This is a genomic window from Achromobacter sp. 18P8.1.1 (assembly GCF_057799415.1).
The window spans coordinates 55,713-77,973 of the sequence record NZ_JBYOKH010000004.1 but is presented as its reverse complement, the minus strand read 5'-3'; the positions used below and the strand labels follow the sequence as shown (position 1 = coordinate 77,973).

The following is a 22,261-nucleotide window of genomic DNA, read 5'->3' as shown; positions in this document are numbered from 1 at the left end:
GGGCCGGAAGCCACAGACTTCCGGCCCGGTTTTTGCATTTGAGCGCCACCTGCCGGGAACCGGACCGCCACTGCGGTGTCGAACGGCCGGACCACCGCCCGCGAAAGCGCCGCGGCCCCTAGACCTATTCTTGTCCGCACATTATGACCAAGGCCCTACTAGTTGAAGACGATCCCAAGCTGTCGCGCCTGATCGCGCAGTTCCTGGAGCAACACGGGTTCAACGTCGCCCAGGCCTACCGCGGCGACCACGCCGTGGAAGCGTTCCGCCGCCACGATCCGGCGATCACTATCCTGGACCTGATGCTGCCGGGCCGGGATGGCCTGCAGGTGTGCCGCGATCTGCGCGCGTTCTCGTCCGCGCCCATCCTGATGCTGACCGCGCGCGAGGACGATCTGGACCAGATTCTGGGGCTGGAGTCCGGCGCCGACGATTACGTCATCAAACCCGTGGAGCCCCGCGTGCTGCTGGCCCGGATCCGCGCGCTGATGCGCCGCCACAACCAGCTGGACGAGCCGCCGGAGCATCTGGAGTTCGGGCCGCTGACCATTGACCGGCGCACGCGCGCCGTCGTGCATGCCGGCGTCGAAGTCGATCTGACGACGATGGAATTCGAGATGCTCTGGGCGCTGGCCAGCCAGGCCGGCCAGGTGTTGACCCGCGACGACTTGCTCAATGCCGTGCGAGGCATTGAATTCAATGGGCTGGATCGCAGCGTGGACGTCTGCGTGAGCAAGCTGCGCCGCAAGCTGGACGATGACCCGCGCGATCCGGCGCGCATCAAGACCGTGTGGGGCAAGGGCTATCTGTTCTCGCCCAAGGCACACGAGGGTGGTGATGCTTAAGTTCGTCCTGCGGCTCTTCGTGGTGATGGCGATCGGCTTCGTTATCTCCAACGAAGTGGTGGACCGAACCGCGAATTACTTCTTCGAGCCGGTCAATGCAGCGTATGCGCGGGAAGCCGTTCGGGGGCAACTCCACAGCCTGACCCAGGAAGTCGGGCGGATCGCACCGGAGGCGCGTGCCAGTTATGTGCGCGATGCGCTGGCCCCGCATTACGGCCTGGGGCTGAAGGTGCTGGATCCCGCGGATTACGAGGCCTCCACCTATCAACTGACGGAAGAAGAACGCAAGACTATCGCGGAAGGCGGTTTTTTTCTGCGCGACAAGCTGATGACGTTCGTGACCGCCATTCCGGGGCCGGGGGGCCAGTGGATTGAGGTCAAGCTGCCTCCGGAGCCGCCGATCGGCCCGTGGGTGATCGCCGGCATCTATTCCGCGCTGGGGCTGCTGCTGTGCGCCTTCATGCTGGTGTGGGCGCTGCCCATCTGGCGTGACCTGGAAGCGTTGAAGACGGCGGCCCAGCGGATGGGGCAGGGCGATTTGCAGGCGCGGGCGCGGCTGTCGCGCCATTCCAGCATCCGCAACCTGGGCGAGACATTCAACCAGATGTCCGACCGCATTGGGGCGCTGATCAGCAATCAGCGCGACCTCACCAACGCCGTGTCGCACGAACTGCGCACCCCGATCGCCCGCCTGTCTTTCGAACTGGACATGATCGATCGCGAAGCCGACCCCGAAGCGCGCAAGCGGTTGGTCGAGGAAATGAAGAGCGACGTGGCGGAACTGGACAGCATGGCGTCCGAGCTGCTGATGTACGCCCGCCTGGAACACAAGAGCGACGACGTTGCGCTGCGGGCGCAGGACGCGCGCGGGTGGCTGGATTCCGTCGTCCAGCACGCGGCTTACGAGGCCGGCGTCTCGGGCGTGCATTGCGCCGTGTCGCAGTGCGACGTGGCCGAAGTGCGGCTGCATCAGCGCTACATGACGCGCGCGCTGTTGAACCTGCTGCAGAACGCCATCCGCCACGCGGGCGGCCGGGTGCAGGTCGGTCTGACCAGCCCGGCCCCGCAGGAGTACGTGCTGACGGTGGATGACGACGGGCCGGGCGTGCCGCCCGCCGACCGCGAACGCATCTTCGAGCCCTTCATCCGCCTGGACGAAAGCCGCGACCGCGGCACGGGCGGCACGGGTTTGGGGCTGGCCATCGTGAGCCGGGTCGCGCGGTGGCATAACGGCACGGCGCTGGCCACCGACAGCCCCTTGGGCGGCGCGCGTTTCGTGGTCAGTTGGAAGGCGGACTGACGCCCGCTGCGCGCAGGCGTAAAGAAACTTCACAAAACGCGCTCCGAATCTTCACAAACTCCATACAAAGCGGGAAAGATCCGACTCGGGCGCGTGGATAGCATGACGGCATTCTTCTTGAAGAGGGTTTGCCGCCAACCATGTTTTCCCTTAGCCGCCTCGTCGCCATCGGGTCGTTGCTGGTCGCCGCCGGCGGCTGCCAGCATCTGCCGCCGGCGGCACCGCCTACCGTCGCAAAAGGCGACTACGCAGCGGTTCTGGGATATCTGGAAGCACGCATTCCTTACGACATGGGCAAGCACAAGGTGCCTGGCCTGTCGATCGCGATCGTGGACGACCAGCGCGTGGTCTGGAGCACGGGTTTCGGCTACGCGGATCCCGTCCGGCATCGCACGGCGACCAGCGACACCCTGTACCGCGTAGGCGCCATCAGCAAGATCGTCACGGCGGCAGGCGTCTTGCGCGCCGCCGACGACGGCAGTCTGCCGCTGGATGCGCCGGCCGGCCAGTCCCTGCCCGACTGGCATGTCGAGCCGCGCCGCAACGCCCTGCAGTGGATGGGGGCGGATCCCTACACCGCGCGCAACCTGCTGACCCTGCATCCGTCCACGCTGGAAGACACGATGGGCCGCGCCCGCGCCGACATGGCCTATGCCTTGCTGGGCGACATGCTGGCGCACGTGGCTCGCGAACCGCTGGACGACTATGTACGGCGCACGATCTTGCAGCCGCTGAACATGCCGCGCGCGGGGTATCGGGCAGACGCCCGCATGCTTGAGTTGCGCGCGGCGGGTTATCGCGGTGGCGCTCCCTGGACCGAAGGCCCGCAGCCCAACGAGGCGGCTGACGGCCTGTGGATGAGCACCTCCGAAATGGCGCGGTTTTCCAGCATGTTGTTCGCCGGCGGCGTGTACCGGGGCGCGCGTGTGCTGAAGGATGAATCCGCCACCGCCGTCCTGAACCTGGAAACGGTATCCGGCGCCAGTCTGGACCTGAGTTGCCGCTTGGCGCTGTCCTGGCTGGCCGCGCCCTGCGGCGAGGACATCGTGGGCAGTGCGCCGCTGCACGAGCACAGCGGCGCTACCGAAGCCTTTCACGCCAGATACCTGTTGGCCCCGCAAGACAAGCTTGCCGTGCTGGTCATGAGCAATGCCGATACGGGCGAGCCCCTGGTGGCGTCTGTATCCACGCTGGCCATGCATCTGATGCGGCAGGCCAAGCAAGGCGCTGGCCTCGACTAACGCAGGCCGACAGCAAATATTTCGCGCCCCGCAGGCGCGCTGAGCCTGCACCGTTCATCAACCTCGTTTCCCGGATGCATTTATGAAGCGATTTCCCCCTTTGTCGTTCGTCCCGCGCCGCGCCGCCGCGGCAGCATTGCTGGCTGCTGTTCCAGGCCTGTCCGCCGTCGCCGCCGATCTGTCGGTCACGGACGCCAGTTCAGTCTATGGGCAGCGGGGCGCGAGCTCTCGGGGCCTGACGGTGGCGACGGGGGACGAGCGCCCGGAAGGCCAATGGACCTTCTACGGCACGGCCGGCGTGGGCTATGCGCCGCGGTATAGCGGCAGCGACGAGAGTTCGGTCGTGCCGATCGTAGGCTTGGGCGTGCGCAGCCCCAACGGGTTTTTCCTGGGCACCGATCACGGCCTGGGTTGGGAGACGCAGGCGCTGGACAGTACGTTCCGCTTCTATGTATCGCCCAGCGCCTCGCGCAAGGACCATAAGAAGGGCTTCCAGGGCTCGGATAAGCTGCGCGGCATGGGTGACATCAAAAGCCGCGCGCAGATCGGCATGGATGCCGAAACAGCGCTGGGGCCGGTCGTGCTGTCGGCGACCGTGGCGCACGCATTCAAGAAGGGCGATGACCGCGACGTGGGCAGCGCCTATACGATGTTCAACCTGGGCGCCAGCACGACGGTGTATGAAGGTTCGGCAGGCTCGGTGTCCCTGGCGCTGAGCGGCACGTTGGGCGACGGCAACTACATGCGCACCTGGTACGGCGTCAGCGACCGGCAATCGGGGAAATCGGGCTATCGCCGCTACAACCCCAAAGGCGGCCTGGAGAGCATGGGCTTGGGCGCTACCTGGACGCTGCCTGTCAGCCAGTCCTGGTCCTGGACGGTCGCGGCCGAGGCGCGGCGGCTGTTTGGCGACGCGGCAGACAGCCCGATCGTAAAAGACAGGAACCAGTACACCATCGGAACGATGGTGACGTACACGTATTGAGGCGGGAAGGGGACTCGCCGCCGGCAGGCGGCGAGTTTGGGAAAGGAACCGGGCAAGCGCTTGGCCGCCGGTTCCTTCCCGGATGTGCAGAAAGGCTTACAGGCCCTGGACGCGGCGGCCGGTGTCGGCTTCGAACCAGTGCAGCGGATGGCGGCCATCCGGGCCCACGTTGACGCGGTCCGTCACCTTGGCGGACGACTCGGACAACTGGCGGGTGGTGCAGCGCACGACCAGCGTGGTCTTGCCACAGCGGCAGTGGACCAGTTGTTCCGAACCCAGCGTTTCCACCATTTCGACTTCAGCGGGCACGCCTTGCGTGTTCAGCAGCATGTGTTCCGGACGCATGCCCATGATGACCTTGCGGCCACGAACCTGCGCCGGCACCTGCAGCGGCGAGATCTCCAGCGCCATGCCGTCGGTGGTCTGCACCGTGCCGTCGCCGGACACTTGCACTTCCATCAGGTTCATCGGGGGCGAGCCGATAAAGCCGGCGACAAACGTCGACGCGGGCTTTTCGAACACTTCCATCGGGGTGCCGATCTGCTCGGGCACGCCTTGGTACATGACGATCATGCGGTGGGCCAGGGTCATGGCTTCGACTTGATCGTGCGTCACGTACAGGCTGGTGGTGCCCAGGCGGCGATGCAGCTTCATGATTTCCAGACGCATCGCCACGCGCAGCTTGGCGTCCAGGTTGGACAGCGGCTCGTCGAACAGGAAGACCTTGGGTTCGCGCACGATGGCGCGGCCCATGGCGACCCGTTGGCGCTGGCCGCCGGACAGCGCGCGGGGGCGGCGGTCCAGCAGGTGGCTCAGTTCCAGGATCTGCGCGGCGACGTCGACCCGCTTCTTGATCTCTTCCTTGGAGAACTTGCGGATCTTCAAGCCGTAGGCCATGTTCTCGAACACGGTCATGTGCGGGTAGAGCGCGTAGTTCTGGAACACCATCGCGATATCGCGTTCGGCGGGTTCCAGCGTGTTGACGACCTTGTCGTCGATCACGATGTCGCCGCTGGTGACGGATTCCAGGCCGGCGACCATGCGCATCAGCGTGGATTTGCCGCAGCCCGACGGGCCGACGATGACGATGAATTCACCGTCTTTGACATCCATGTCGATGCCATGGATGACCGGCACGTTGCCGGCGTAGGTTTTCTTGACGTTACGGAAGCTGAGAGTAGCCATGTTTATTCGTGTTCGGAGTCGTGTTCGGGTGGGTGCGGATGGGCAAGCGTCACTTTTCAGTGTCGACCAGACCCTTGACGAACCATTTCTGCATCAGGATGACGACGAGCGCCGGCGGAATCATGGCCAGCATGGCGGTGGCCATGGTGATGTTCCATTCGGTGACGCTGTCGCCGCCGCTGATCATCCGCTTGATGCCGATGACGACGGGGTACATATCTTCCTGGGTGGTGATGAGCAGCGGCCACAGGTATTGGTTCCAGCCATAGATGAACTGGATCACGAACAGGGCGGCGATGCTGGTCTTGGACAGCGGCAGCAGCACGTCGAAGAAGAAACGCACCGGGCCCGCGCCGTCGATGCGCGCGGCTTCGATCAGCTCGTCCGGCACCGTCAGGAAGAACTGGCGGAACAGGAAGGTGGCCGTGGCCGATGCAATCAGCGGAAGCGTCAGGCCGGCATAGCTGTTGAGCAGGCCCAGGTCAGCCACCACCTTGTAGGTGGGCGCGATCCGGACTTCGACGGGCAGCATCAGAGTGACGAAGATCATCCAGAAAAAGAACATGCGGCCGGGAAAGCGGAAGTACACGACCGCGAAAGCCGACAGCAGCGAGATCGCGATCTTGCCGATGGAAATCGACAGGGCCATGATCAGGCTGACATACATCATGCGGCCCACGGGCGCGCCCGACGAACCGCCGGACGAGCCGCCGAACAGCGCCTGCATGTAGTTATCGACAAAGTGCGGACCGGGAATCAGCGACATCGGCGCTTGCGCCACTTCCTGAGCGGTCTGGGTAGACGCGACGAAAGTGATGTAAAGCGGAAATGCCACCATCGCCACCCCGCAGAGCAGAATGACGTGGGCCAGAATATCCAGCCAGGGACGGCGTTCAACCATTGTTATTAGCCTCGAACAAAATCAATACTGCACTTTGCGGTCGACGTACCGGAACTGTACGACCGTCAAGGCAACCACAATGAACATCAGCACAACCGACTGGGCTGCGGACGAACCCAGGTCCAGGCCGCGGAAGCCGTCGCTATACACCTTGTAGACCAGGATCGAGGTCGACGTGCCGGGACCGCCTTGCGTGGTGGTATCCACGACCGCGAAGGTGTCGAAGAAGGCATAGATGATGTTGACCACCAGCAGGAAGAACGTGGTGGGCGACAGCAGCGGGAACACGATGCTCCAGAAGCGGCGGGTCGGGCTTGCGCCGTCGATCGCGGCGGCTTCGATGAGCGAACGCGGGATCGATTGCAGGCCTGCCAGGAAGAACAGGAAGTTGTACGAGATCTGCTTCCACACGGCAGCCACCAGCACCAGCATCATTGCCTGGTTGCCGTCCAGCCGGGGGTTCCAGTCCACGCCGGACTTGCGCAACGCAACCGCCAGGATGCCGACGGAAGGGGAGAACATGAACAGCCACAGCACGCCGACGACAGCGGGCGCCACGGCGTAGGGCCAGATCAGCAGCGTCTTGTAGAGTCCTGCGCCGCGAATCACGCGGTCGGCCATGACGGCCAGCAGCAAGGACACGCCAAGACCCACCACCGCCACCAGCACCGAGAACACGGCGGTGACGCGGAAGGAATCGAGGTAGGCCTGTTGCGAGAACAGTTCCATGAAGTTGTCGAGCCCGACGAACTCGGACGACAGACCGAAGGCATCTTCGAGCCGCATGGACTGCCACATGGCTTGTCCGGCAGGCAGGAAAAAGAAGACCACGGTAATGATCAGCTGCGGCAGAAGCAGCAGATAGGGCAAGGTCTTATGCCCGAATACAACGCGTTTTTCCATAGGGGGAACCCAAGGTACAGAAAAGCGGCGGTTGGATTAACCGCCGCTTGAAACCGCTTTCATAAAAATACGATAGGCTTAAAGCCCCAAAAAAACCAGGGCTTTAAGCCTTGCGCTTGCATCCGGTCTGGCCGCTAAGTGCTTGTCATTGCATGGAAAATGCTAGTTGACAAACACCGGGCGGCGGCCCGGAAAGGGCGTTACTTTACACTCTTCTCGAACTTCTCCAGCAACTCGTTGCCGCGCTTGACGATGTTCTCGGCGCCGTCCTTGGCTGCAACCTTGCCGGACACGATGCGTTCGATTTCAGCGTCTTCGATTTCACGGATCTGCGGCAGGAAGCCCAGGCGCAGGCCACGCGACTGCGCGGTCGTTTCCACGTTCAGCTGCTTCACGCCGACTTCGGTGCCCGGGTTCTTGTCATAGAAACCGTCTTTCTTCGTCAGTTCGTAGGCAGCCTTGGTGACCGGCACATAGCCAGTCTGCTGGTGCCAGCGAGCGGCGATTTCCGGGCTGGCCAGGAACTTGAAGAACGCGGTCACGCCCTTGTAGGTTTCCGGCTTCTTGTTGGCGAAGACCCACAGCGAAGCGCCGCCGATGATGGTGTTCTGCGGGGCGCCTTGCACGTCGGCGTAGTAGGGCACGGTCGAGGTGCCGAATTCGAACTTGGCGTTCTTGGCGATGTTGGCGCGCAGGCCGGACGAACCGGTGATCATGGCGCACTTGCCGCTGATGAACAGCGAGTTCGGCTCGTCGCCGCGGCCGCCGTACATGAAGATGCCTTCCTTGCCCAGCTTGGCCAGGTTTTCCAGATGGCGCACGTGCAGCGGAGTGTTGATGGCGATGCGAGCGTCCAGGCCGCCGAAACCGTTGTCCTTGGTGGCGTACGGCACGTTATGCCAGGCCGAGAACGTTTCCAGCTGGACCCACGACGGCCAGGAGGTCGTGTAGCCGCATTCCTGGCCGGCTGCCTTCAGCTTCTGGCCGGCGGCTGCCAGCTCTTCCCAGGTCTTGGGGGGATTTTCCGCGTCCAGGCCAGCCTTCTTGAAGGCGTCCTTGTTGTAGTAGAACACCACGGTCGAGCTGTTGAAGGGCATCGACACCAGCTTGCCGTCGGCCGACGAGTAGTAGCCCGCGACCGCGCCGATGAATTCCTTCGGGTCGATCGGGTTGCCGGCTTCTTCGGACATCTGCTGCACCGGCTTGATGGCGCCCTTGGCGTACATCATGGTGGCGGTGCCGACTTCGAACACCTGGAGGATGTCCGGGGCGTTGCCGGCGCGGAACGCGGCGATGCCGGCGTTCATGGACTCACCGTAGTTGCCCTTGTAGATTGCCTTGACCTGGTAGTCAGGGTTCTTCTTGTTGAATTCGTCCACCAGACCGTTCACGCGGTCGCCCAGGGCGCCTTCCATCGAGTGCCAGAACTGGATCTCGGTGGCGGCATGCGCGGAGGCGCCTGCGAAAGCCGTCATGATGGCGGCGAAGGTTAAAGCAATACGATGGGATCGCATGGTGAGGTTTCCTCCAGTTGGGCGTGTTGCGACCGGGTTGTCCGGGCACAGAAAACACGACACCTTATGAATTGTTTGTGACAAAACCGTGACTTTCACATCACTCTAAACGCCTGTCAAATTGCGCGTTTTAGGCGCGAACGAACATTTTCTTTTTTTTCCCCAACGAAGCTGACCGTTTACAATGCTTGGCTATGAAAAACGAACTTTCGATTGCGTTCATTGGCGGCGGCAATATGGCGGCCGCTTTGGCATCCGGGCTGGCTGGCAAAGTATGCCCCGCCGGGAACATCCATGTCATTGACATAAACCAGGATGGGCATGCTGCCTGGCAGGCCCGCGGCATGACCACCGCGACGGCCCCCGGCGAGTCCCTGGCGCGGTGCCGCGTATGGGTGTTCGCAGTCAAGCCACAGAACATGAAAGATGTTGTGGCTTCCACACGTCAGTGGTTGCAGGACGACACCTTGGTGGTAAGCGTTGCGGCCGGAATCCGGGCCGACACCCTGGCCGGCTGGCTGGGTGCGCCTGACGCGCCGTTCAAGCGCCTGGTGCGCTGCATGCCGAACACGCCGGCCCTGGTGGGCGCGGGCATCACGGGTCTTGCCGCGCTGGACGGCGTGAGCGAAGCCGACCGCGAACTGGCCGCCACCTTGCTGGCAAGCGTCGGGCAAGTGGTCTGGGTGGCGGACGATGCCGCGCTGGATGGCGTGACGGCGTTGTCGGGCAGTGGTCCGGCGTATGTGTTTCTGTTCCTGGAAGCGCTTGTGGCGGGCGGCCTGAAGGTCGGGCTGACCGAAGCGCAGGCCAAGCAGTTGGCGCTGGGCACGTTGGCGGGCGCGACCAAGCTGGCCGCCGAGTCCACCGAGCCCCTGGCAGTGCTGCGCGAGCGCGTCACCTCCAAGGGTGGCACCACGGCTGCAGCCCTGGCCGCGTTCGGCGATGCGGGCTTCGGCGGCATTGTGGAAGACGCGATGGCCGCCGCGGCCCGTCGCTCGCGCGAGCTGGCCGAGGAGTTCGGGAAATGAGCGTGGCAAGCCGGGGCTTTCCGCCCATGAGCCGCTTGCAGTTCGGCATTGCCGTGCTGTGCATGCTGCTGGTGGTGGTGGGCTCGAACATCCTGGTCCAGGTGCCGCTGAACGACTGGCTGACCTGGGGCGGGTTGTCGTATCCGGTGGCCTTCCTGGTCACTGACGTATTGAACCGCCGCTTCGGCCCGGGCGCCGCGCGCCGCGTGGTCTGGTTCGGCTTTGCCGCCGCGCTGGTCGTGTCGTTCTGGGTGGCGTCGCCGCGCATTGCGTTGGCCTCGGGCTTGGCCTACATCTGCGCCCAACTGGTCGACATCCAGGTCTTTGACCGGTTGCGCGACCAGCGCTGGTGGCGCGCGCCATTGGTATCGGGCGTGCTGGGCGCGATCCTGGACACGGCGGTGTTCTTCAGCGTGGCGTTCGCCGCCACCGGCGCGCCCTGGACGACGTGGATGATGGGCGACCTGGCGATCAAGCTTGTGGTCAATATCAGCATGCTGGCGCCGTTCCGTGCGCTGATGTGGAACCTGGCCAAACCCGCCAACGCCTGATCGCAATCATCGGCAGGCAAGGCGCCCAAAGAAAAGCGTGCATCGCGGCGGTTCAATACCCGCCGGATGCACGCTTTTTTATTAACGCGATAATCATTATTCGTAAGGCCCGCGTAAGTACTGTATTTAAATGCGTTTTCGAACGGCGTATTAATGATTTTTCATATACCGCGCCAAGCACAATTCATTGTCGTTTGCCAATGCATTAATAAGGCAAATTTGCGATTTATCCAGTGAATTCATGGGCTTGTCACGCTGATCCGTCACGATTAAAGGTTGGCCTGGAAATATTGGGGATTACACGCAGTGACAGTATGGCGGCTTGCTTCCAGAATACCGCCCACACCGTGTTTTTGCCCAAGAAGCCGGCGACGCGCGATACGGATTGCGGGGTACCCACCCGATAACCCGTTTCGATCAGAGCCGCTCAAAACCTCGCTGGAGAACTCCGCATGAAGTTTCTGAATCGCCTTACCCCGGTAGCCATGGCGCTTGGGGCACTTGCCTTGGCTGGCGCCGCGCACGCCGCCGACACGATCAAGATCGGCATTCCCCAGCCCATGACCGGTCCCAACACCCAATATGGCGACCAGATCCAGGCCGGCGCCTTGACCGCCATCGAGACCATCAACGCCAAGGGCGGCGTGAAGGGCAAGAAGCTCGAACCGATCCTGATCGACGACGGCTGCGAACCCAAGCAGGCCGTGCCGGCCGCCAACCGCGTGGTCAACTCCGGCGCCAAGTTCGCCGTGGCCCATGCGTGCTCGGGCGTGACCGTTGCCGCCGTGAAGGTCTATGAGGAAGAGGGCATTGTCGGCATCACCCCGGGCGCCACGTCGCCGCTGGTGACGGACACCATCAAGCCGCATTACTTCTTCCGCACCATCGGCCGCGATGACCAGCAAGGCCCGTACGCCGCCAGCTACATCGCCAAGACGCTGAAGCCGCAGAAGGTCGCCGTGCTGCACGACAAGCAGACCTACGGTTCGGGCGTGGCCACCCAGGTCAAGGATTCGCTCGGCAAGGAAGGCGTTAACGTCGCCATGTTCGAAGGCATCAACGTCGGCGACAGCGATTACTCGGCCATCATCACCAAGCTGAAGTCCGCGGGCGTGGACCTGGTCTATTTCGGCGGCTACCACCCCGAACTCGGCCTGTTGCTGCGCCAGGCGCGTGAGCAGGGCCTGAAGGTCCAGTTCATGGGTCCGGAAGGCACGGCCAACCAGGATCTGGTTGCCATCGCCGGCCCGGCCATCGACGGCCTGCTCGTCACGCTGCCGGCTGACTTCACCAAGCTGCCCGGCAACGAAAGCATCGTGAAGGCCTTCAAGGACGCCAAGCGCGATCCGGACGGCGCCTTCCAGATGCCGGCGTACGCCGCCGTGCAGATCCTGGCCGACAGCATCAACGCCGTGGGCGAAGATCCCGCCAAGGTCGCGGATTACATGCACAAGACCACGTTCAACACCGGCATCGGCAAGGTCGAATACGATGCCAAGGGCGATTTGAAGAACTTCGAATTTGCCGTTTACAAATGGGACAAGAACGGAAAGAAGACCCAGCTGTAAACTCGCGATCCCGCCGGCACGGTGCCGGCGTGTAGGGCCTGTCGTCCTCGTTGTGCCGTAATCCGCGTAGCGATGCGCCAAAAGCGCTGTGCGGCCGGCATAAGTTGACGGCAGGCCCTTATAAAATACGCCCAGGTTTCCGGCTCCGGGTCTCTCTACCGGGGCCGGAACCATTTGGAGCAAGAGAAATAATGTCTGACCTCATACCCCAACTTACCCAGCAATTCTTCAATGGATTGTCTCTGGGCGCGATCTATGCGTTGATTGCCATCGGCTACACAATGGTCTACGGCATCATCGGTATGATCAACTTCGCCCACGGCGAAATCTATATGATCGGCGCCTATGTCGGCCTGGTCACCTTGACGTCCATCGGCACCAACAGCGGCTTGCCGGTGCCATTCATCATCGCCGCCATGTTGCTTGTCGCGATCACCGTGACCGGCATCTACGGCTTTTCCGTCGAACGCGTGGCCTACCGGCCCGTACGAGGCAGCCCCCGCCTGGTGGCGCTGATCTCGGCGATCGGCATGTCGATCTTCCTGCAGAACTGGGTGGCTCTTGGCCAAGGCGCGCGCGACATGGCCGTGCCCTCGCTGGTGTCGGGCGCCGTGCAGTTCCACATGGGATCGGACTTTGACGTGACGGTGCCGTATTCGCGCATCATGATCATCGTTGTGACGGTCGTGCTGATGGTCGGGCTGACGCTCTTCATCAAGTATTCCCGCATGGGCCGGGCCTCGCGCGCCTGCTCGCAGGATATGCACATGGCCAACCTGCTGGGCATCGACACCAACCGCGTGATTTCCTTCACGTTCGTGATGGGCGCGATCCTGGCGGCGGTGGGCGGCGTGCTGATCGCCATCACCATCGGCAAACTGAATCCCTTCATCGGCTTCCTGGCCGGCATCAAGGCCTTCACGGCAGCGGTGCTGGGCGGTATCGGCAGCATCCCCGGCGCCATGCTGGGCGGCGTGCTGCTGGGCCTGGCCGAAACGTTCGCGGCCGCCTATATCTCGTCACAGTACAAGGACATCGTGGCGTTCTCGCTGCTGGTCCTGATTCTGCTGTTCCGTCCCACCGGGCTGCTGGGCAAACCTGAGGTGGAAAAAGTCTGATGTCGAAAAACAATATCAAAAACGCCACGATGGCGGCCGTGCTGACGGCGGTCATCGTTACGCCGGTCTTTGGCCTGCAACTGATCCGTCAGGGGGCTCGCACCTCGATGGAATCCCACTGGGGCCTGGTGGCGCTTGCCGCGGCCGTGGTGTTTGTGTTCCAGATGCTGCGCCCCTGGATCGCCATCCCGTTCAAGAAGCTGAAGACGTCGCTTCCGACCTTGCCGTCGGCGCCCGCCAAGAGCCACAAGGGGCTTGCGCTATTGCTGCTGGCGATTGCCGTTGTCTGGCCGTTCTTCGCGGGACGCAGCTCGGTCGACATCGCCACGCTCGTGCTGATCTACGTGATGCTGGGCCTGGGCCTGAACATCGTGGTGGGGTTTGCCGGCCTGCTGGACCTGGGCTTTGTCGGCTTCTATGCCGTGGGCGCCTACACCTATGCCTTGCTGTATCACTGGGGCGGCTGGAGCTTCTGGGAAGCGCTGCCGTTCTCGGGCGCGATGGCGGCCTTGTTCGGCTTCGTGCTGGGTTTCCCAGTGCTGCGCCTGCGGGGCGACTACCTGGCCATCGTGACGCTGGGGTTCGGTGAAATGATCCGCCTGCTGCTGATCAACCTGAATACGCTGACCGGTGGTCCGGACGGCATTTCGGGGATTCCGAAGCCCACCGTCTTCGGCCTGGAGATGACGCGCCGCGCCAGCACGGAAGGGGGCACGACGTTCCATGAGTTCTTCGGCCTGACGTTCCAGAACCAGGACATGGTGATCTATCTGTACATGATGGCGCTGTTGCTGGCGCTGGTCACGCTGTTCGTGTCGACGCGCCTGATCCGCATGCCGGTCGGCCGTGCATGGGAAGCGCTGCGCGAAGACGAGATTGCTTGCCGTTCGCTGGGCTTGAACCCCACGCGCATCAAGCTGTCCGCGTTCACGCTGGGCGCCACGTTTGCCGGCTTCGGCGGTGCGTTCTTCGCGGCGCGCCAAGGCATGGTGAACCCGGAGTCCTTCACCTTCATCGAATCCGCGCTGATCCTGGCCATTGTGGTGCTGGGCGGCATGGGCTCGCAGGTGGGCGTGATCCTGGCGGCCATCCTGCTGACGGTTCTGCCTGAACTGGCGCGCGAATTCGCCGAGTACCGGATGCTGATGTTCGGTCTGGTGATGGTGTTGATGATGATGTGGCGTCCGCAGGGGTTGTTGCCCATGAAGCGTCCCCACGTGGAGCTGTCTAAATGAGCGAGGCATTGCTTAAAGTATCCGGACTGACCATGCGGTTCGGCGGCCTGCTGGCCGTCGACAGCGTGGCGTTCGAAGTCAAATCCGACGAGGTTTTCGCCATCATCGGCCCCAACGGGGCCGGCAAGACCACCGTGTTCAACTGCGTGGGCGGCTTTTATGCGCCGACGGCGGGTGACATCATCATGGACGGCAAGCCGATCACCGGCCTGCCCAGCCATAAGGTCGCGCGCCACGGGCTGGTGCGCACGTTCCAGAACGTGCGCCTGTTCAAGCAACTGACCGTGCTGGAAAACCTGCTGGTCGCCCAGCACACGCAGGTGGAATCGCGGCTGTTGCCGGGCCTGTTGAAGCTCAAGGGTTATCGCCAGTCCGAAACCGACGCGCTGACGCGCGCGGCGCAATGGCTGGACTTCATGGGCTTGCGCGAATTCGCCAACCGCGAAGCGGGCAACCTGGCGTACGGCCATCAACGCCGGCTGGAGATCGCGCGCTGCATGATCACCAAGCCGCGCCTCTTGATGCTGGACGAACCGGCGGCTGGCCTGAACCCTCAGGAAAAGCGCGATCTGCAATCGCTGATCGACCAGCTGCGGCGCGAGTTCGGCGTCGCGGTGCTGCTGATCGAGCACGACATGAGCCTGATCATGGGCATTTCCGACCGTATCCTCGTCATGGAGCACGGCAAGCCCATCACTACCGGCACCCCCGAGCAGGTGCGCAACGACGAGCGCGTCATCAAAGCGTACCTGGGGGAGGAATGATGCTTAAGCTGGAAAACATACACACCTATTACGGCGCCATCCAGGCGTTGAACGGCGTGTCCGTGGACGTCAACAAAGGCGAAATCGTGACCTTGATCGGGGCCAACGGCGCCGGCAAGACGACGCTGCTGATGACGGTCTGCGGCAACCCCCGGGCGCGTGAAGGCAAGATCACGTTCGAAGGCGAGGACATCACCAACAAGGACACGCACCACATCATGCGCAATGGCATCGCCATTTCGCCGGAAGGTCGCCGGGTCTTCAAGGACCTGACCGTTGCCGAAAACCTGATGATGGGCGGCTTCTTTTCGAAGCGGTCGGAAATCGAGGCGGGCATCGAGCACGTCTACGGTTTGTTCCCGCGCCTGAAAGAGCGTTCCAGCCAGCGTGCCGGCCTGATGTCGGGCGGCGAACAGCAGATGCTGGCCATCGGCCGCGCATTGATGACGCGTCCGCGCCTGCTGTTGCTGGACGAACCCACGTTGGGCCTGGCCCCGCTGGTGATCGCGCAGATCTTCGACATCATCCGCGAGATCCGCGAACAAGGCGTGACGGTGTTCCTGGTGGAGCAGAACGCGAACAAGGCGCTGGGCGTGGCCGATCGCGGTTATGTGCTGGAGAACGGCCGTGTCGTGCTGCAGGACACGGGCGCCAATCTGCTGGTCAACGATCAGGTCCGCAAGGCCTACCTGGGCGGCTGACGTTCAGAACGTTATTCCCCGCGAAGGGAAATTGGGGCGCATCGAAAGATGCGCTTTTTTTTTGTGTGGCGCGCGCGACGGCCATGGAAATGGCCGTGGCCGTCAGCGCGCATAACCCGTCACGCCGCGATCAGTTGCTTGGCCTGGTCGGCTTCATAGTGCGCGATGGCGGCGCGGGCCAGCGCGTCGATCGAATCCGTCAGCGTCACGCCCAGGCTCGGGCGCAGCGCGTGCGGTACGGCCAGCGGCAGTTCGGTGCAGCCCAGTACCACGGCGTCGGCGCCGCGCGCTTTCAGGCGAGCGATGCACTCGGCGGCCGGCGCGAAGGCGGCTTCCAGCTGGTTGCCTTTGACGGCGCGGATCGAACCCATGCAATAGCGCTCGACTTCGTCGTCGTCGGGCACGATGCATTCGTAGCCCTGGGCCTCAAGATGCTTCTGATACAGCCCCAGCTTCAAGGTGGCCGCGGTGCCCATCAAGCCGATGCGGCCGCGCGGCAGGCCCAGCCGGCGCAGGTCGTCGATGACGGCCTGGATGATGTGCAGCACGGGCAGGCCGGTGGACGCGGCGATCTCGTCGTACCAGAGGTGCGCCGTGTTGCAGGGGATGGCGATCAATTGCGCGCCGGCCTGCTCCAGGAAGCGCACGCCGTCGACCATATGGGGAAGGGGGCTTTCGCCGCCCGCCATATAGGCGCTGGATCGGTCGGGGATTCGGGGGTCGTTGCGCAGCAGCGTGGGGATGTGTTGCTGGTCGATCGCGGCGGGCGTCAGCGCCGCCAGGCGAAGGGCGAAAGCCGCACCGGCCATGGGGCCCATGCCGCCCAATACACCCAGGTAGCAGCCCTGGGAAAAGGTCTTCACTTTATAAACTCCGAGGTAATGCGTCGCCGGGCGTCAGGACCTGGCCCGGGCGTTCAGCGCTGGTCCGTTCCCCGTCCCACACCGGTTTGCCGTTGACCCACACCGCGTGGATGCCCTGGCTTGCCTGAATGGGAGCTGAAAAAGTGGCCACATCTGTCACCGTGGCGGGATCGAACAGCACCAGGTCGGCATGATACCCCTCGCGCAGTAACCCGCGCTCGGCGAGGCCATATTGTCCAGCCGCCAATCCCGTCATCTTGTGGATGGCGGCCTCCAGCGACAGCAGTTGCTGTTCACGCACCATCGTGCGCAGCACATTGGTGAAGGTGCCCCATTGGCGGGGGTGCGGATGCGGGTCGAAGGGCAGGCCATCTGACCCGACCATGGTCAAAGGGTGCGCGAAGATCCGGTTGACGTCTGCCGGGTCCATCAGGAAGTAGATCGCGCCGGCCGGGGCCAGCCGCGCGACCGCGGCTTCATCGTCCAGGCCAAGTTCCTGCATGACCTCACTGAAGTCGCGGCCTGTGGCCTCGGGGTAGCCCTTGGACCAGGTGATCATCGTGCGACTGGCCAGCCGCGCGCGGTCCAGGCGCAGCATGGTGGAGGTGGCGGGGTAGGGGTGGCAGTCCAGGCAGACCGGCTGGCTGGCGGCCGCGCGGCTGATCAGGTCCAGGGTTTCGCGCGTGCGGCCATGGTTGCGTTCGCCCGCCAGCTTGTGGTGCGAGAACACCACGCGGCAGTCCAGCTCGCGGCCGATCAGGAGCGCTTCTTCCATGGCCGGCACGATGTGGTCGGCTTCGTCGCGCAGGTGGGTGGCGTACAGGCCGTGCCGGCCCGATTCCCGCAAGTCCTTGAGCGGGCGGCAGACATCGATGATTTCATCGGTGGGCGCGGCGCTGGCCGGCGGGTAGAACGTGCCGGTGGAAACGCCGAACGCGCCGGCGTCCAGCGCTTCCTGCATCAGATTGCGCATGGCGGCGCGTTCGCCCTCGTCGGCGGCGCGTGATGTGTCGTCCATGACGGCGACGCGCAGCGTCGTATGGCCCACCAGCGGGATGACGTTCACGGCGGCGGGCGTGGCGCGCAACGCATCCATCCAGGCGCGGAAGGTGCCGAAGCGGAACAGCTCGGGCGGACCCAGCAGGTCCAGCGGCTGCGGGATGGCGTCGCGCTGAAGCGGCGCGAGGCTGATCCCGCAATTGCCGGTGACGACCGTGGTAATGCCTTGCGACACCTTGGGCAGCATGTCCGGATGCGCCAGCAGGTAGCCGTCATCGTGGGTGTGCGAATCGATGAAGCCGGGGGCCAGGACCTGGCCCCGGCCGTCGATCACGGGCACGCCCTCGGGATGGGCGAAGCTGCCCACGGCCACGATGCGATCGCCCAGCACGGCCAGGTCGCCCTGACGGGCGGGCCCGCCCGAGCCGTCGATAAGCGTGGCGCCCGCCACGATGAAGTCTGCCTGCAAGATGCGATCCGTCATAGGGTTGCTTAGTCCAGTTTTTCGATGCCAGCGGTTTCGATGATCTTCTGCCATTTGGCGGTTTCACGATCGATAAGCTGCTTGAACTCCTCGGGCGAACCCGTGGCGGGCTCGGCACCCAGCGTGGCCAGGCCGGTGCGCACTTCGGGCGCCTGCAGAGCCTTCTGGATGGCGGCGTTCAGCGTGGCCACCACGTCGGCGGGCGTGCCTTTGGGGGCGACGACGCCGCCCCAGGCGACCGTTTCATAGCCCTTCAAGCCAGATTCGTCCAGCGTGGGCACGTCGGGCATCAGCGACAGGCGCTTCAGGCTGCTGACGCCGATGGCGCGCACTTTGCCGCTCTTGACCAGCGGCGTGGCTTCGGAGGTGTTGACGAACAGGTAGTCCAGGCGGCCGCCAAGCAGGTCCTGGATGGCAGCGGGGCCGCCGTTGTAGGGGATGAACATCACATCCAGCTTGGCCATGCTCTTGAAGAGTTCTCCGCCCATGTGGCCCGTGGTGCCGACGCCCGAGGCGCCGTAAGACAGGCGGCCGGGCTGCTTGCGGGCCAGGTCGATCAGGTCCTGCACGCTCTTGACGGGGGAGTCGGCCGGCACGATCAGCGCGTTGTACAGGTCGAACATGTGGGCCACAGGCGTCAGATCCTGGTCCACGTCGTAGGGCAGGCGCTTGAACAGCGAACGGTTCACGGCTAGCGTGTTGATGTTGCCGTAGCCCACGGTGTAGCCGTCGGCGGCGGCGCGCTTGACCAGCGCGATGCCGATGTTGCCGGCGGCGCCCGGACGGTTTTCGACGACCATCGTGGCGCCCGTGTCGCGGGCCAGCTGCGTCGTGATCAGGCGCGACAGCACGTCGGGCGATCCGCCGGCGGCCGACGGCACGACGAAGGTGATGGGCTTGTCGGGATAAGGGCCGGCGGCGGCGGTGCCGATCAAAGCGGCGCTGACGGCCAGCGCGGACAAGCTGCGGAAAAAGTTGCGGTGCATGGTGGTATTCCCCTTGTTTTGTTGTGTTGAGGGGCGCAGATTACACCCGCGTTGCGGCGCTGCATCATCGAAAAATGTGGCACTCCTATAATCCGCCGTTATCGATCAAGGGGAAGAAAGTGGATGCGGATGCCTATGCTGACGAGGTCGGGCCCAGTGCCGGACGGCCGTTGAACCTGCGCCAGATCGAGGTGTTCCGGGCGATCATGATGTCCGGCTCGATCAGCGGGGCGGGGCGCATGCTGCACGTGTCGCAACCCGCCGTCAGCCGGGTGCTGGCGTTGACGGAAAGCCGGTTGGGCTACCGCCTGTTCGAACGCGTCAAAAGCCGGCTGTCGCCCACGGCCGAAGCTCGCCGGCTTTATGCCGAGGTAGAGCAGGTCTACGGCGGCATCCAGCGGGTGAACGACCTGGCGGCCAGCCTGGGGCAATCCGGCGCGGGCATGCTGAAGATCGTGGCCAGCGCCAGTTTCGGCCAGCGCCTGATTCCCATGGCGTTGGAGCGATTTCGCGGGCGCAACGCGGATGCGCGGGTCGACTACCGCAGTGTCACGTTTGATGAACTGGCGGCGTACTTCCTGTCAGGGCAAGCGGACATCGGCATTTCCATGCAGCCGCCCGACCATCCGAACCTGACCTCCATCCGCCTGGCCCAGGCGCCGGTGGTCTGCGTGATGCCCAAGTCCCATCCCCTGGCCACCCATGAGGTGGTGCGGCCCGAGGACTTCGCGTCGGCGGCATGGATCGGTTATCCGCGGGATACGCCGCTGGGCCGGGCGTTGCAGCCGTTCTTCGGCGATGGGCCCCGATGCGCGGCGGCGGTCGAGGTGCATTCGCCCGTTACGGCCTGTTCGTTCGTGCAGCAAGGCCTGGGGCCGGCGCTGGTGGACGCGTGGTGCGTTACGCCAGACCAGGCGGCGCACATGGTGCTGCGGCCGATCGAGCCCCAGGCCTGTGTGGAGATCTGGGCCACGCACTCGAACCTGAGCGCGCCGCCCTTGCTGGCGCGGCGTTTTTTGGCGGCGGTGAAGAAAACGCTGGAAGGGGTGGCGCAACCCGCGCTGGCCGGTGCGCCGGATGAGGACTGAGTCGGTCAAGCCGCCCGGCGAGCGCGGGCGGTAGCGGCTGGCTGCCGCCGCCCGCTGCGAGCTTACAGTCCTTCGGTCTTACAGTCCTTCGGCCTTCAGTGCGGCCTGGACGCCCTTGTCGGCTTCCATCCGCTTGAAGAAAGCCGCCAGATTGTCCTGGCCGGACAGGTCGACTTCCTTGGCATGCGCCCAGCGCAGCACGACGTACAGGTAGGCGTCGGCGATGGAGGGCGCGTCGCCCGTCAGGTACGCCTTGCCGGCCAGTTGCCCATCCAGTTGCGAGAACAGCTTCGTCAACAGCTTGGAGGCCGAGCCCGCCAGTTCCTTCTGCGCCCCTTCGTCGCCCAGGAAGCGGGACGCGCCGAAGATCATCGAGAAGGTCTTGTGGATGTCGGAATTGATGAAGCCGAGCCAGCGGCGCACGTCCGCACGCGAGCGGGCGCTGCCGTCGCCCAGCAGCTTGCTCTGCGGAGCCTGTTCGGCGATGTATTCCAGGATCGATGCGTTCTGCGTCACGGCCCAATCGCCGTCGACCAGCGCGGGCACGGCGCCCAGCGGATTCACTTTCAGAAAGTCGGGGCCCTTGAGCTCTTCGCGGCTCAGCTTGTGCGTCTCGTAAGGCTTGCCGACCCACTCCAGGACAATGTGGGAAGCGAGCGAGCACGCGCCGGGCATGTAGTACAGTTTCATCTGATGGAGTCTCCTGAGAGGAAGGACGGGAGACACCCGTCCCTGGGCGCTATGGTACGCCACACTGCGGTGCAGTCCGCGCCATCTTGTCATGCCATCCGTGCCCGCATTCAACCCAGTTGCCGCCGGAGATGTCCATGCAGTCACGCACCGCCGCGAGCACGCGCGCGATTCCCCTGTTTGTTTCCTCGTTGCTGGTTGTGGCGGGCGCCCTGTACGCGGCTACGCCTGCGCGCGCCGCCCAGGAACCGCCATCGGTCGCCGCTCGCGTCACGCCTGTCGTGGGCGGATTGGACCACCCCTGGGCGATGGCCTTTCTGCCTGACGGCGGAGTGCTGATCACCGAGCGGCCCGGCAACCTGCGCTTGCTGCGCACGCCAGGTGGGCTGTCCAAGCCGCTCGCAGGCGTGCCCAAGGTGGCCGCGTCCGGCCAGGGCGGTTTGCTGGACGTGGCGCTGTCGCCGGACTTCGCGACCGACCGTTACGTGTATTTGTCTTATGCGGAATCCGATGGGGACAAGAGCGGCACGGCTGTCGGCCGGGGCCGCCTGTCGGACGACGCGACGAGTTTGCAGGATTTCAAGGTGCTGTTTCGCCAGGCGCCCAAGCTGTCTTCCGGCCTGCACTTCGGGTCGCGCCTGGTGTTTGACGGCAAGGGATATCTGTTCATCTCGCTGGGCGAGAACAACCAGCGCCCCACCGCGCAGGACCTGGACAAGCTGCAGGGCAAGGTCGTGCGATTGAAGGTCGACGGCAGCGTGCCTCCCGACAATCCCTTTGTCGGCAAGGCCGGCGCGCGGCCCGAGATCTGGTCGTACGGGCATCGCAACCCGCAGGGCATGGCGCTGAACCCGTGGTCGGGCGACTTGTGGGAAAACGAGCACGGGCCGCGCGGGGGCGACGAGATCAACCTGGTGCAGCCGGGCAAGAACTATGGCTGGCCGCTGGCGACCTACGGCATCAACTATTCGGGCCAACCCATTCCCGAGGCCAAGGGCGAAACCGCGCCGGGCACCGAACAGCCGCTTTTCTGGTGGGCCAAGTCCCCCGCGATCAGCGGCATGGCGTTCTACAACGCAGACCGGTTTCCGGCATGGCAGAAATCCGTGTTCATCGGCGCGCTGGCCAATCAGAACCTGATTCGACTGACGCTCGACGGCAATCGGGTGGTGGGACAGGAGTGGTTGCTGGTTGACCGCAAGAGCCGGATACGCGACGTGCGGCAAGGGCCGGACGGGTATGTGTATGTGCTGACCGACGCATCGCCCGGCCAATTGCTCCGGATCGCGCCGGCCGAATCGGGAGGGTGAGC

The 22,261-nt window shown here is 64.2% G+C and carries 21 protein-coding genes; 13 read left to right on the top strand and 8 right to left on the bottom strand.

Going from position 1 to position 22,261, the window contains the following annotated elements:
• The first annotated feature begins 143 nt into the window (after positions 1-143).
• The 4 genes from AC27VE_RS04705 to AC27VE_RS04690 all read left to right on the top strand — a co-directional run bounded on the left by AC27VE_RS04705 (position 144) and on the right by AC27VE_RS04690 (position 4,371).
• On the top strand, positions 144-845 hold the full coding sequence (locus AC27VE_RS04705; protein ID WP_315132143.1) for a response regulator: 702 nt from the start codon (positions 144-146) through the stop codon (positions 843-845).
• Entirely contained in the window at positions 838-2,145 is a 1,308-nt protein-coding gene (locus AC27VE_RS04700) for an ATP-binding protein (RefSeq protein ID WP_488703175.1), read from the top strand. The genes AC27VE_RS04705 and AC27VE_RS04700 overlap by 8 nt, the downstream gene beginning before the upstream one ends.
• A 140-nt stretch (positions 2,146-2,285) precedes the next feature.
• Positions 2,286-3,386 carry a serine hydrolase domain-containing protein gene (locus AC27VE_RS04695; protein WP_488703174.1) on the top strand — a complete coding sequence of 367 codons (1,101 nt, stop codon included), beginning with the start codon at positions 2,286-2,288 and terminating at the stop codon, positions 3,384-3,386.
• Positions 3,387-3,468: 82 nt separating this feature from the next.
• The gene (locus AC27VE_RS04690) at positions 3,469-4,371 is read left to right on the top strand and encodes a MipA/OmpV family protein (RefSeq protein ID WP_488703173.1); all 903 of its coding nucleotides are present in this window, start codon (positions 3,469-3,471) and stop codon (positions 4,369-4,371) included.
• A gap of 96 nt (positions 4,372-4,467) precedes the next feature.
• Here AC27VE_RS04690 and AC27VE_RS04685 read toward each other — a convergent pair whose 3' ends face one another.
• From AC27VE_RS04685 to ugpB, 4 genes are all read right to left on the bottom strand, one after another.
• Entirely contained in the window at positions 4,468-5,556 is a 1,089-nt protein-coding gene (locus tag AC27VE_RS04685; RefSeq protein ID WP_006222174.1) for a sn-glycerol-3-phosphate import ATP-binding protein UgpC, read from the bottom strand.
• 49 nt (positions 5,557-5,605) lie between these two features.
• Complete coding sequence (ugpE, locus tag AC27VE_RS04680; RefSeq protein WP_105558202.1) at positions 5,606-6,457, bottom strand: sn-glycerol-3-phosphate ABC transporter permease UgpE; 852 nt, start codon at positions 6,455-6,457, stop codon at positions 5,606-5,608.
• 21 nt (positions 6,458-6,478) lie between these two features.
• Complete coding sequence (gene ugpA, locus AC27VE_RS04675; RefSeq protein ID WP_280026159.1) at positions 6,479-7,360, bottom strand: sn-glycerol-3-phosphate ABC transporter permease UgpA; 882 nt, start codon at positions 7,358-7,360, stop codon at positions 6,479-6,481.
• Between the two features lie 200 nt (positions 7,361-7,560).
• Positions 7,561-8,874, bottom strand: coding sequence for a sn-glycerol-3-phosphate ABC transporter substrate-binding protein UgpB (ugpB, locus tag AC27VE_RS04670; protein ID WP_488703172.1), 1,314 nt, complete (start codon positions 8,872-8,874; stop codon positions 7,561-7,563).
• Positions 8,875-9,068: 194 nt separating this feature from the next.
• Here ugpB and proC point away from each other — a divergent pair, with 194 nt between their 5' ends.
• The 7 genes from proC to AC27VE_RS04635 all read left to right on the top strand — a co-directional run bounded on the left by proC (position 9,069) and on the right by AC27VE_RS04635 (position 15,839).
• Complete coding sequence (gene proC, locus AC27VE_RS04665) at positions 9,069-9,902, top strand: pyrroline-5-carboxylate reductase (protein ID WP_488703171.1); 834 nt, start codon at positions 9,069-9,071, stop codon at positions 9,900-9,902.
• Positions 9,899-10,453, top strand: coding sequence for a queuosine precursor transporter (locus AC27VE_RS04660; protein ID WP_280026161.1), 555 nt, complete (start codon positions 9,899-9,901; stop codon positions 10,451-10,453). The genes proC and AC27VE_RS04660 overlap by 4 nt, the downstream gene beginning before the upstream one ends.
• Positions 10,454-10,905: 452 nt before the next feature.
• Positions 10,906-12,021 carry a high-affinity branched-chain amino acid ABC transporter substrate-binding protein gene (locus AC27VE_RS04655; protein ID WP_006222169.1) on the top strand — a complete coding sequence of 372 codons (1,116 nt, stop codon included), beginning with the start codon at positions 10,906-10,908 and terminating at the stop codon, positions 12,019-12,021.
• Between the two features lie 191 nt (positions 12,022-12,212).
• On the top strand, positions 12,213-13,139 hold the full coding sequence (gene livH, locus AC27VE_RS04650; RefSeq protein ID WP_006222168.1) for a high-affinity branched-chain amino acid ABC transporter permease LivH: 927 nt from the start codon (positions 12,213-12,215) through the stop codon (positions 13,137-13,139).
• Positions 13,139-14,374, top strand: coding sequence for a high-affinity branched-chain amino acid ABC transporter permease LivM (locus tag AC27VE_RS04645; protein ID WP_054421981.1), 1,236 nt, complete (start codon positions 13,139-13,141; stop codon positions 14,372-14,374). The genes livH and AC27VE_RS04645 overlap by 1 nt, the downstream gene beginning before the upstream one ends.
• Positions 14,371-15,138, top strand: a complete 768-nt coding sequence (gene livG / locus AC27VE_RS04640; RefSeq protein ID WP_427957038.1) for a high-affinity branched-chain amino acid ABC transporter ATP-binding protein LivG — start codon at positions 14,371-14,373, stop codon at positions 15,136-15,138. Before AC27VE_RS04645 ends, livG begins: the two co-directional genes overlap by 4 nt.
• Entirely contained in the window at positions 15,138-15,839 is a 702-nt protein-coding gene (locus AC27VE_RS04635) for an ABC transporter ATP-binding protein (protein ID WP_006222165.1), read from the top strand. The genes livG and AC27VE_RS04635 overlap by 1 nt, the downstream gene beginning before the upstream one ends.
• Positions 15,840-15,958: 119 nt before the next feature.
• On the opposite strand, the gene cuyB is transcribed toward AC27VE_RS04635, so the two are convergent.
• From cuyB to AC27VE_RS04620, 3 genes are read right to left on the bottom strand one after another with little or no spacing between them, the layout of a single operon-like run.
• Complete coding sequence (cuyB, locus tag AC27VE_RS04630; protein ID WP_006222164.1) at positions 15,959-16,702, bottom strand: cysteate racemase; 744 nt, start codon at positions 16,700-16,702, stop codon at positions 15,959-15,961.
• A 1-nt stretch (position 16,703) separates the two neighbouring features.
• Positions 16,704-18,185 carry an N-acyl-D-amino-acid deacylase family protein gene (locus AC27VE_RS04625; RefSeq protein ID WP_488703170.1) on the bottom strand — a complete coding sequence of 494 codons (1,482 nt, stop codon included), beginning with the start codon at positions 18,183-18,185 and terminating at the stop codon, positions 16,704-16,706.
• A gap of 8 nt (positions 18,186-18,193) precedes the next feature.
• Positions 18,194-19,171 (bottom strand): Bug family tripartite tricarboxylate transporter substrate binding protein, encoded by a 978-nt coding sequence (locus AC27VE_RS04620; protein ID WP_454677035.1) that lies wholly within the window; start codon positions 19,169-19,171, stop codon positions 18,194-18,196.
• A gap of 119 nt (positions 19,172-19,290) precedes the next feature.
• On the opposite strand from AC27VE_RS04620, the gene AC27VE_RS04615 reads away from it, so the two are divergent.
• Positions 19,291-20,259, top strand: coding sequence for a LysR family transcriptional regulator (locus AC27VE_RS04615; protein ID WP_488703217.1), 969 nt, complete (start codon positions 19,291-19,293; stop codon positions 20,257-20,259).
• 78 nt (positions 20,260-20,337) lie between these two features.
• Here AC27VE_RS04615 and AC27VE_RS04610 read toward each other — a convergent pair whose 3' ends face one another.
• Positions 20,338-20,949 (bottom strand): glutathione S-transferase family protein, encoded by a 612-nt coding sequence (locus AC27VE_RS04610; RefSeq protein WP_488703169.1) that lies wholly within the window; start codon positions 20,947-20,949, stop codon positions 20,338-20,340.
• 137 nt (positions 20,950-21,086) lie between these two features.
• On the opposite strand from AC27VE_RS04610, the gene AC27VE_RS04605 reads away from it, so the two are divergent.
• The gene (locus AC27VE_RS04605; RefSeq protein WP_006222159.1) at positions 21,087-22,259 is read left to right on the top strand and encodes a PQQ-dependent sugar dehydrogenase; all 1,173 of its coding nucleotides are present in this window, start codon (positions 21,087-21,089) and stop codon (positions 22,257-22,259) included.
• Positions 22,260-22,261 lie beyond the last annotated feature (2 nt).

Coding starts and splice junctions, on each gene's coding strand:
- AC27VE_RS04705 (WP_315132143.1), top strand. CDS start 144: ATGACCAAGGCCCTACTAGTTGAAGACGATCCCAAGCTGTCGCGCCTG.
- AC27VE_RS04700 (WP_488703175.1), top strand. CDS start 838: ATGCTTAAGTTCGTCCTGCGGCTCTTCGTGGTGATGGCGATCGGCTTC.
- AC27VE_RS04695 (WP_488703174.1), top strand. CDS start 2,286: ATGTTTTCCCTTAGCCGCCTCGTCGCCATCGGGTCGTTGCTGGTCGCC.
- AC27VE_RS04690 (WP_488703173.1), top strand. CDS start 3,469: ATGAAGCGATTTCCCCCTTTGTCGTTCGTCCCGCGCCGCGCCGCCGCG.
- AC27VE_RS04685 (WP_006222174.1), bottom strand. CDS start 5,556: ATGGCTACTCTCAGCTTCCGTAACGTCAAGAAAACCTACGCCGGCAAC.
- ugpE (WP_105558202.1), bottom strand. CDS start 6,457: ATGGTTGAACGCCGTCCCTGGCTGGATATTCTGGCCCACGTCATTCTG.
- ugpA (WP_280026159.1), bottom strand. CDS start 7,360: ATGGAAAAACGCGTTGTATTCGGGCATAAGACCTTGCCCTATCTGCTG.
- ugpB (WP_488703172.1), bottom strand. CDS start 8,874: ATGCGATCCCATCGTATTGCTTTAACCTTCGCCGCCATCATGACGGCT.
- proC (WP_488703171.1), top strand. CDS start 9,069: ATGAAAAACGAACTTTCGATTGCGTTCATTGGCGGCGGCAATATGGCG.
- AC27VE_RS04660 (WP_280026161.1), top strand. CDS start 9,899: ATGAGCGTGGCAAGCCGGGGCTTTCCGCCCATGAGCCGCTTGCAGTTC.
- AC27VE_RS04655 (WP_006222169.1), top strand. CDS start 10,906: ATGAAGTTTCTGAATCGCCTTACCCCGGTAGCCATGGCGCTTGGGGCA.
- livH (WP_006222168.1), top strand. CDS start 12,213: ATGTCTGACCTCATACCCCAACTTACCCAGCAATTCTTCAATGGATTG.
- AC27VE_RS04645 (WP_054421981.1), top strand. CDS start 13,139: ATGTCGAAAAACAATATCAAAAACGCCACGATGGCGGCCGTGCTGACG.
- livG (WP_427957038.1), top strand. CDS start 14,371: ATGAGCGAGGCATTGCTTAAAGTATCCGGACTGACCATGCGGTTCGGC.
- AC27VE_RS04635 (WP_006222165.1), top strand. CDS start 15,138: ATGCTTAAGCTGGAAAACATACACACCTATTACGGCGCCATCCAGGCG.
- AC27VE_RS04625 (WP_488703170.1), bottom strand. CDS start 18,185: ATGACGGATCGCATCTTGCAGGCAGACTTCATCGTGGCGGGCGCCACG.
- AC27VE_RS04620 (WP_454677035.1), bottom strand. CDS start 19,171: ATGCACCGCAACTTTTTCCGCAGCTTGTCCGCGCTGGCCGTCAGCGCC.
- AC27VE_RS04610 (WP_488703169.1), bottom strand. CDS start 20,949: ATGAAACTGTACTACATGCCCGGCGCGTGCTCGCTCGCTTCCCACATT.
- AC27VE_RS04605 (WP_006222159.1), top strand. CDS start 21,087: ATGCAGTCACGCACCGCCGCGAGCACGCGCGCGATTCCCCTGTTTGTT.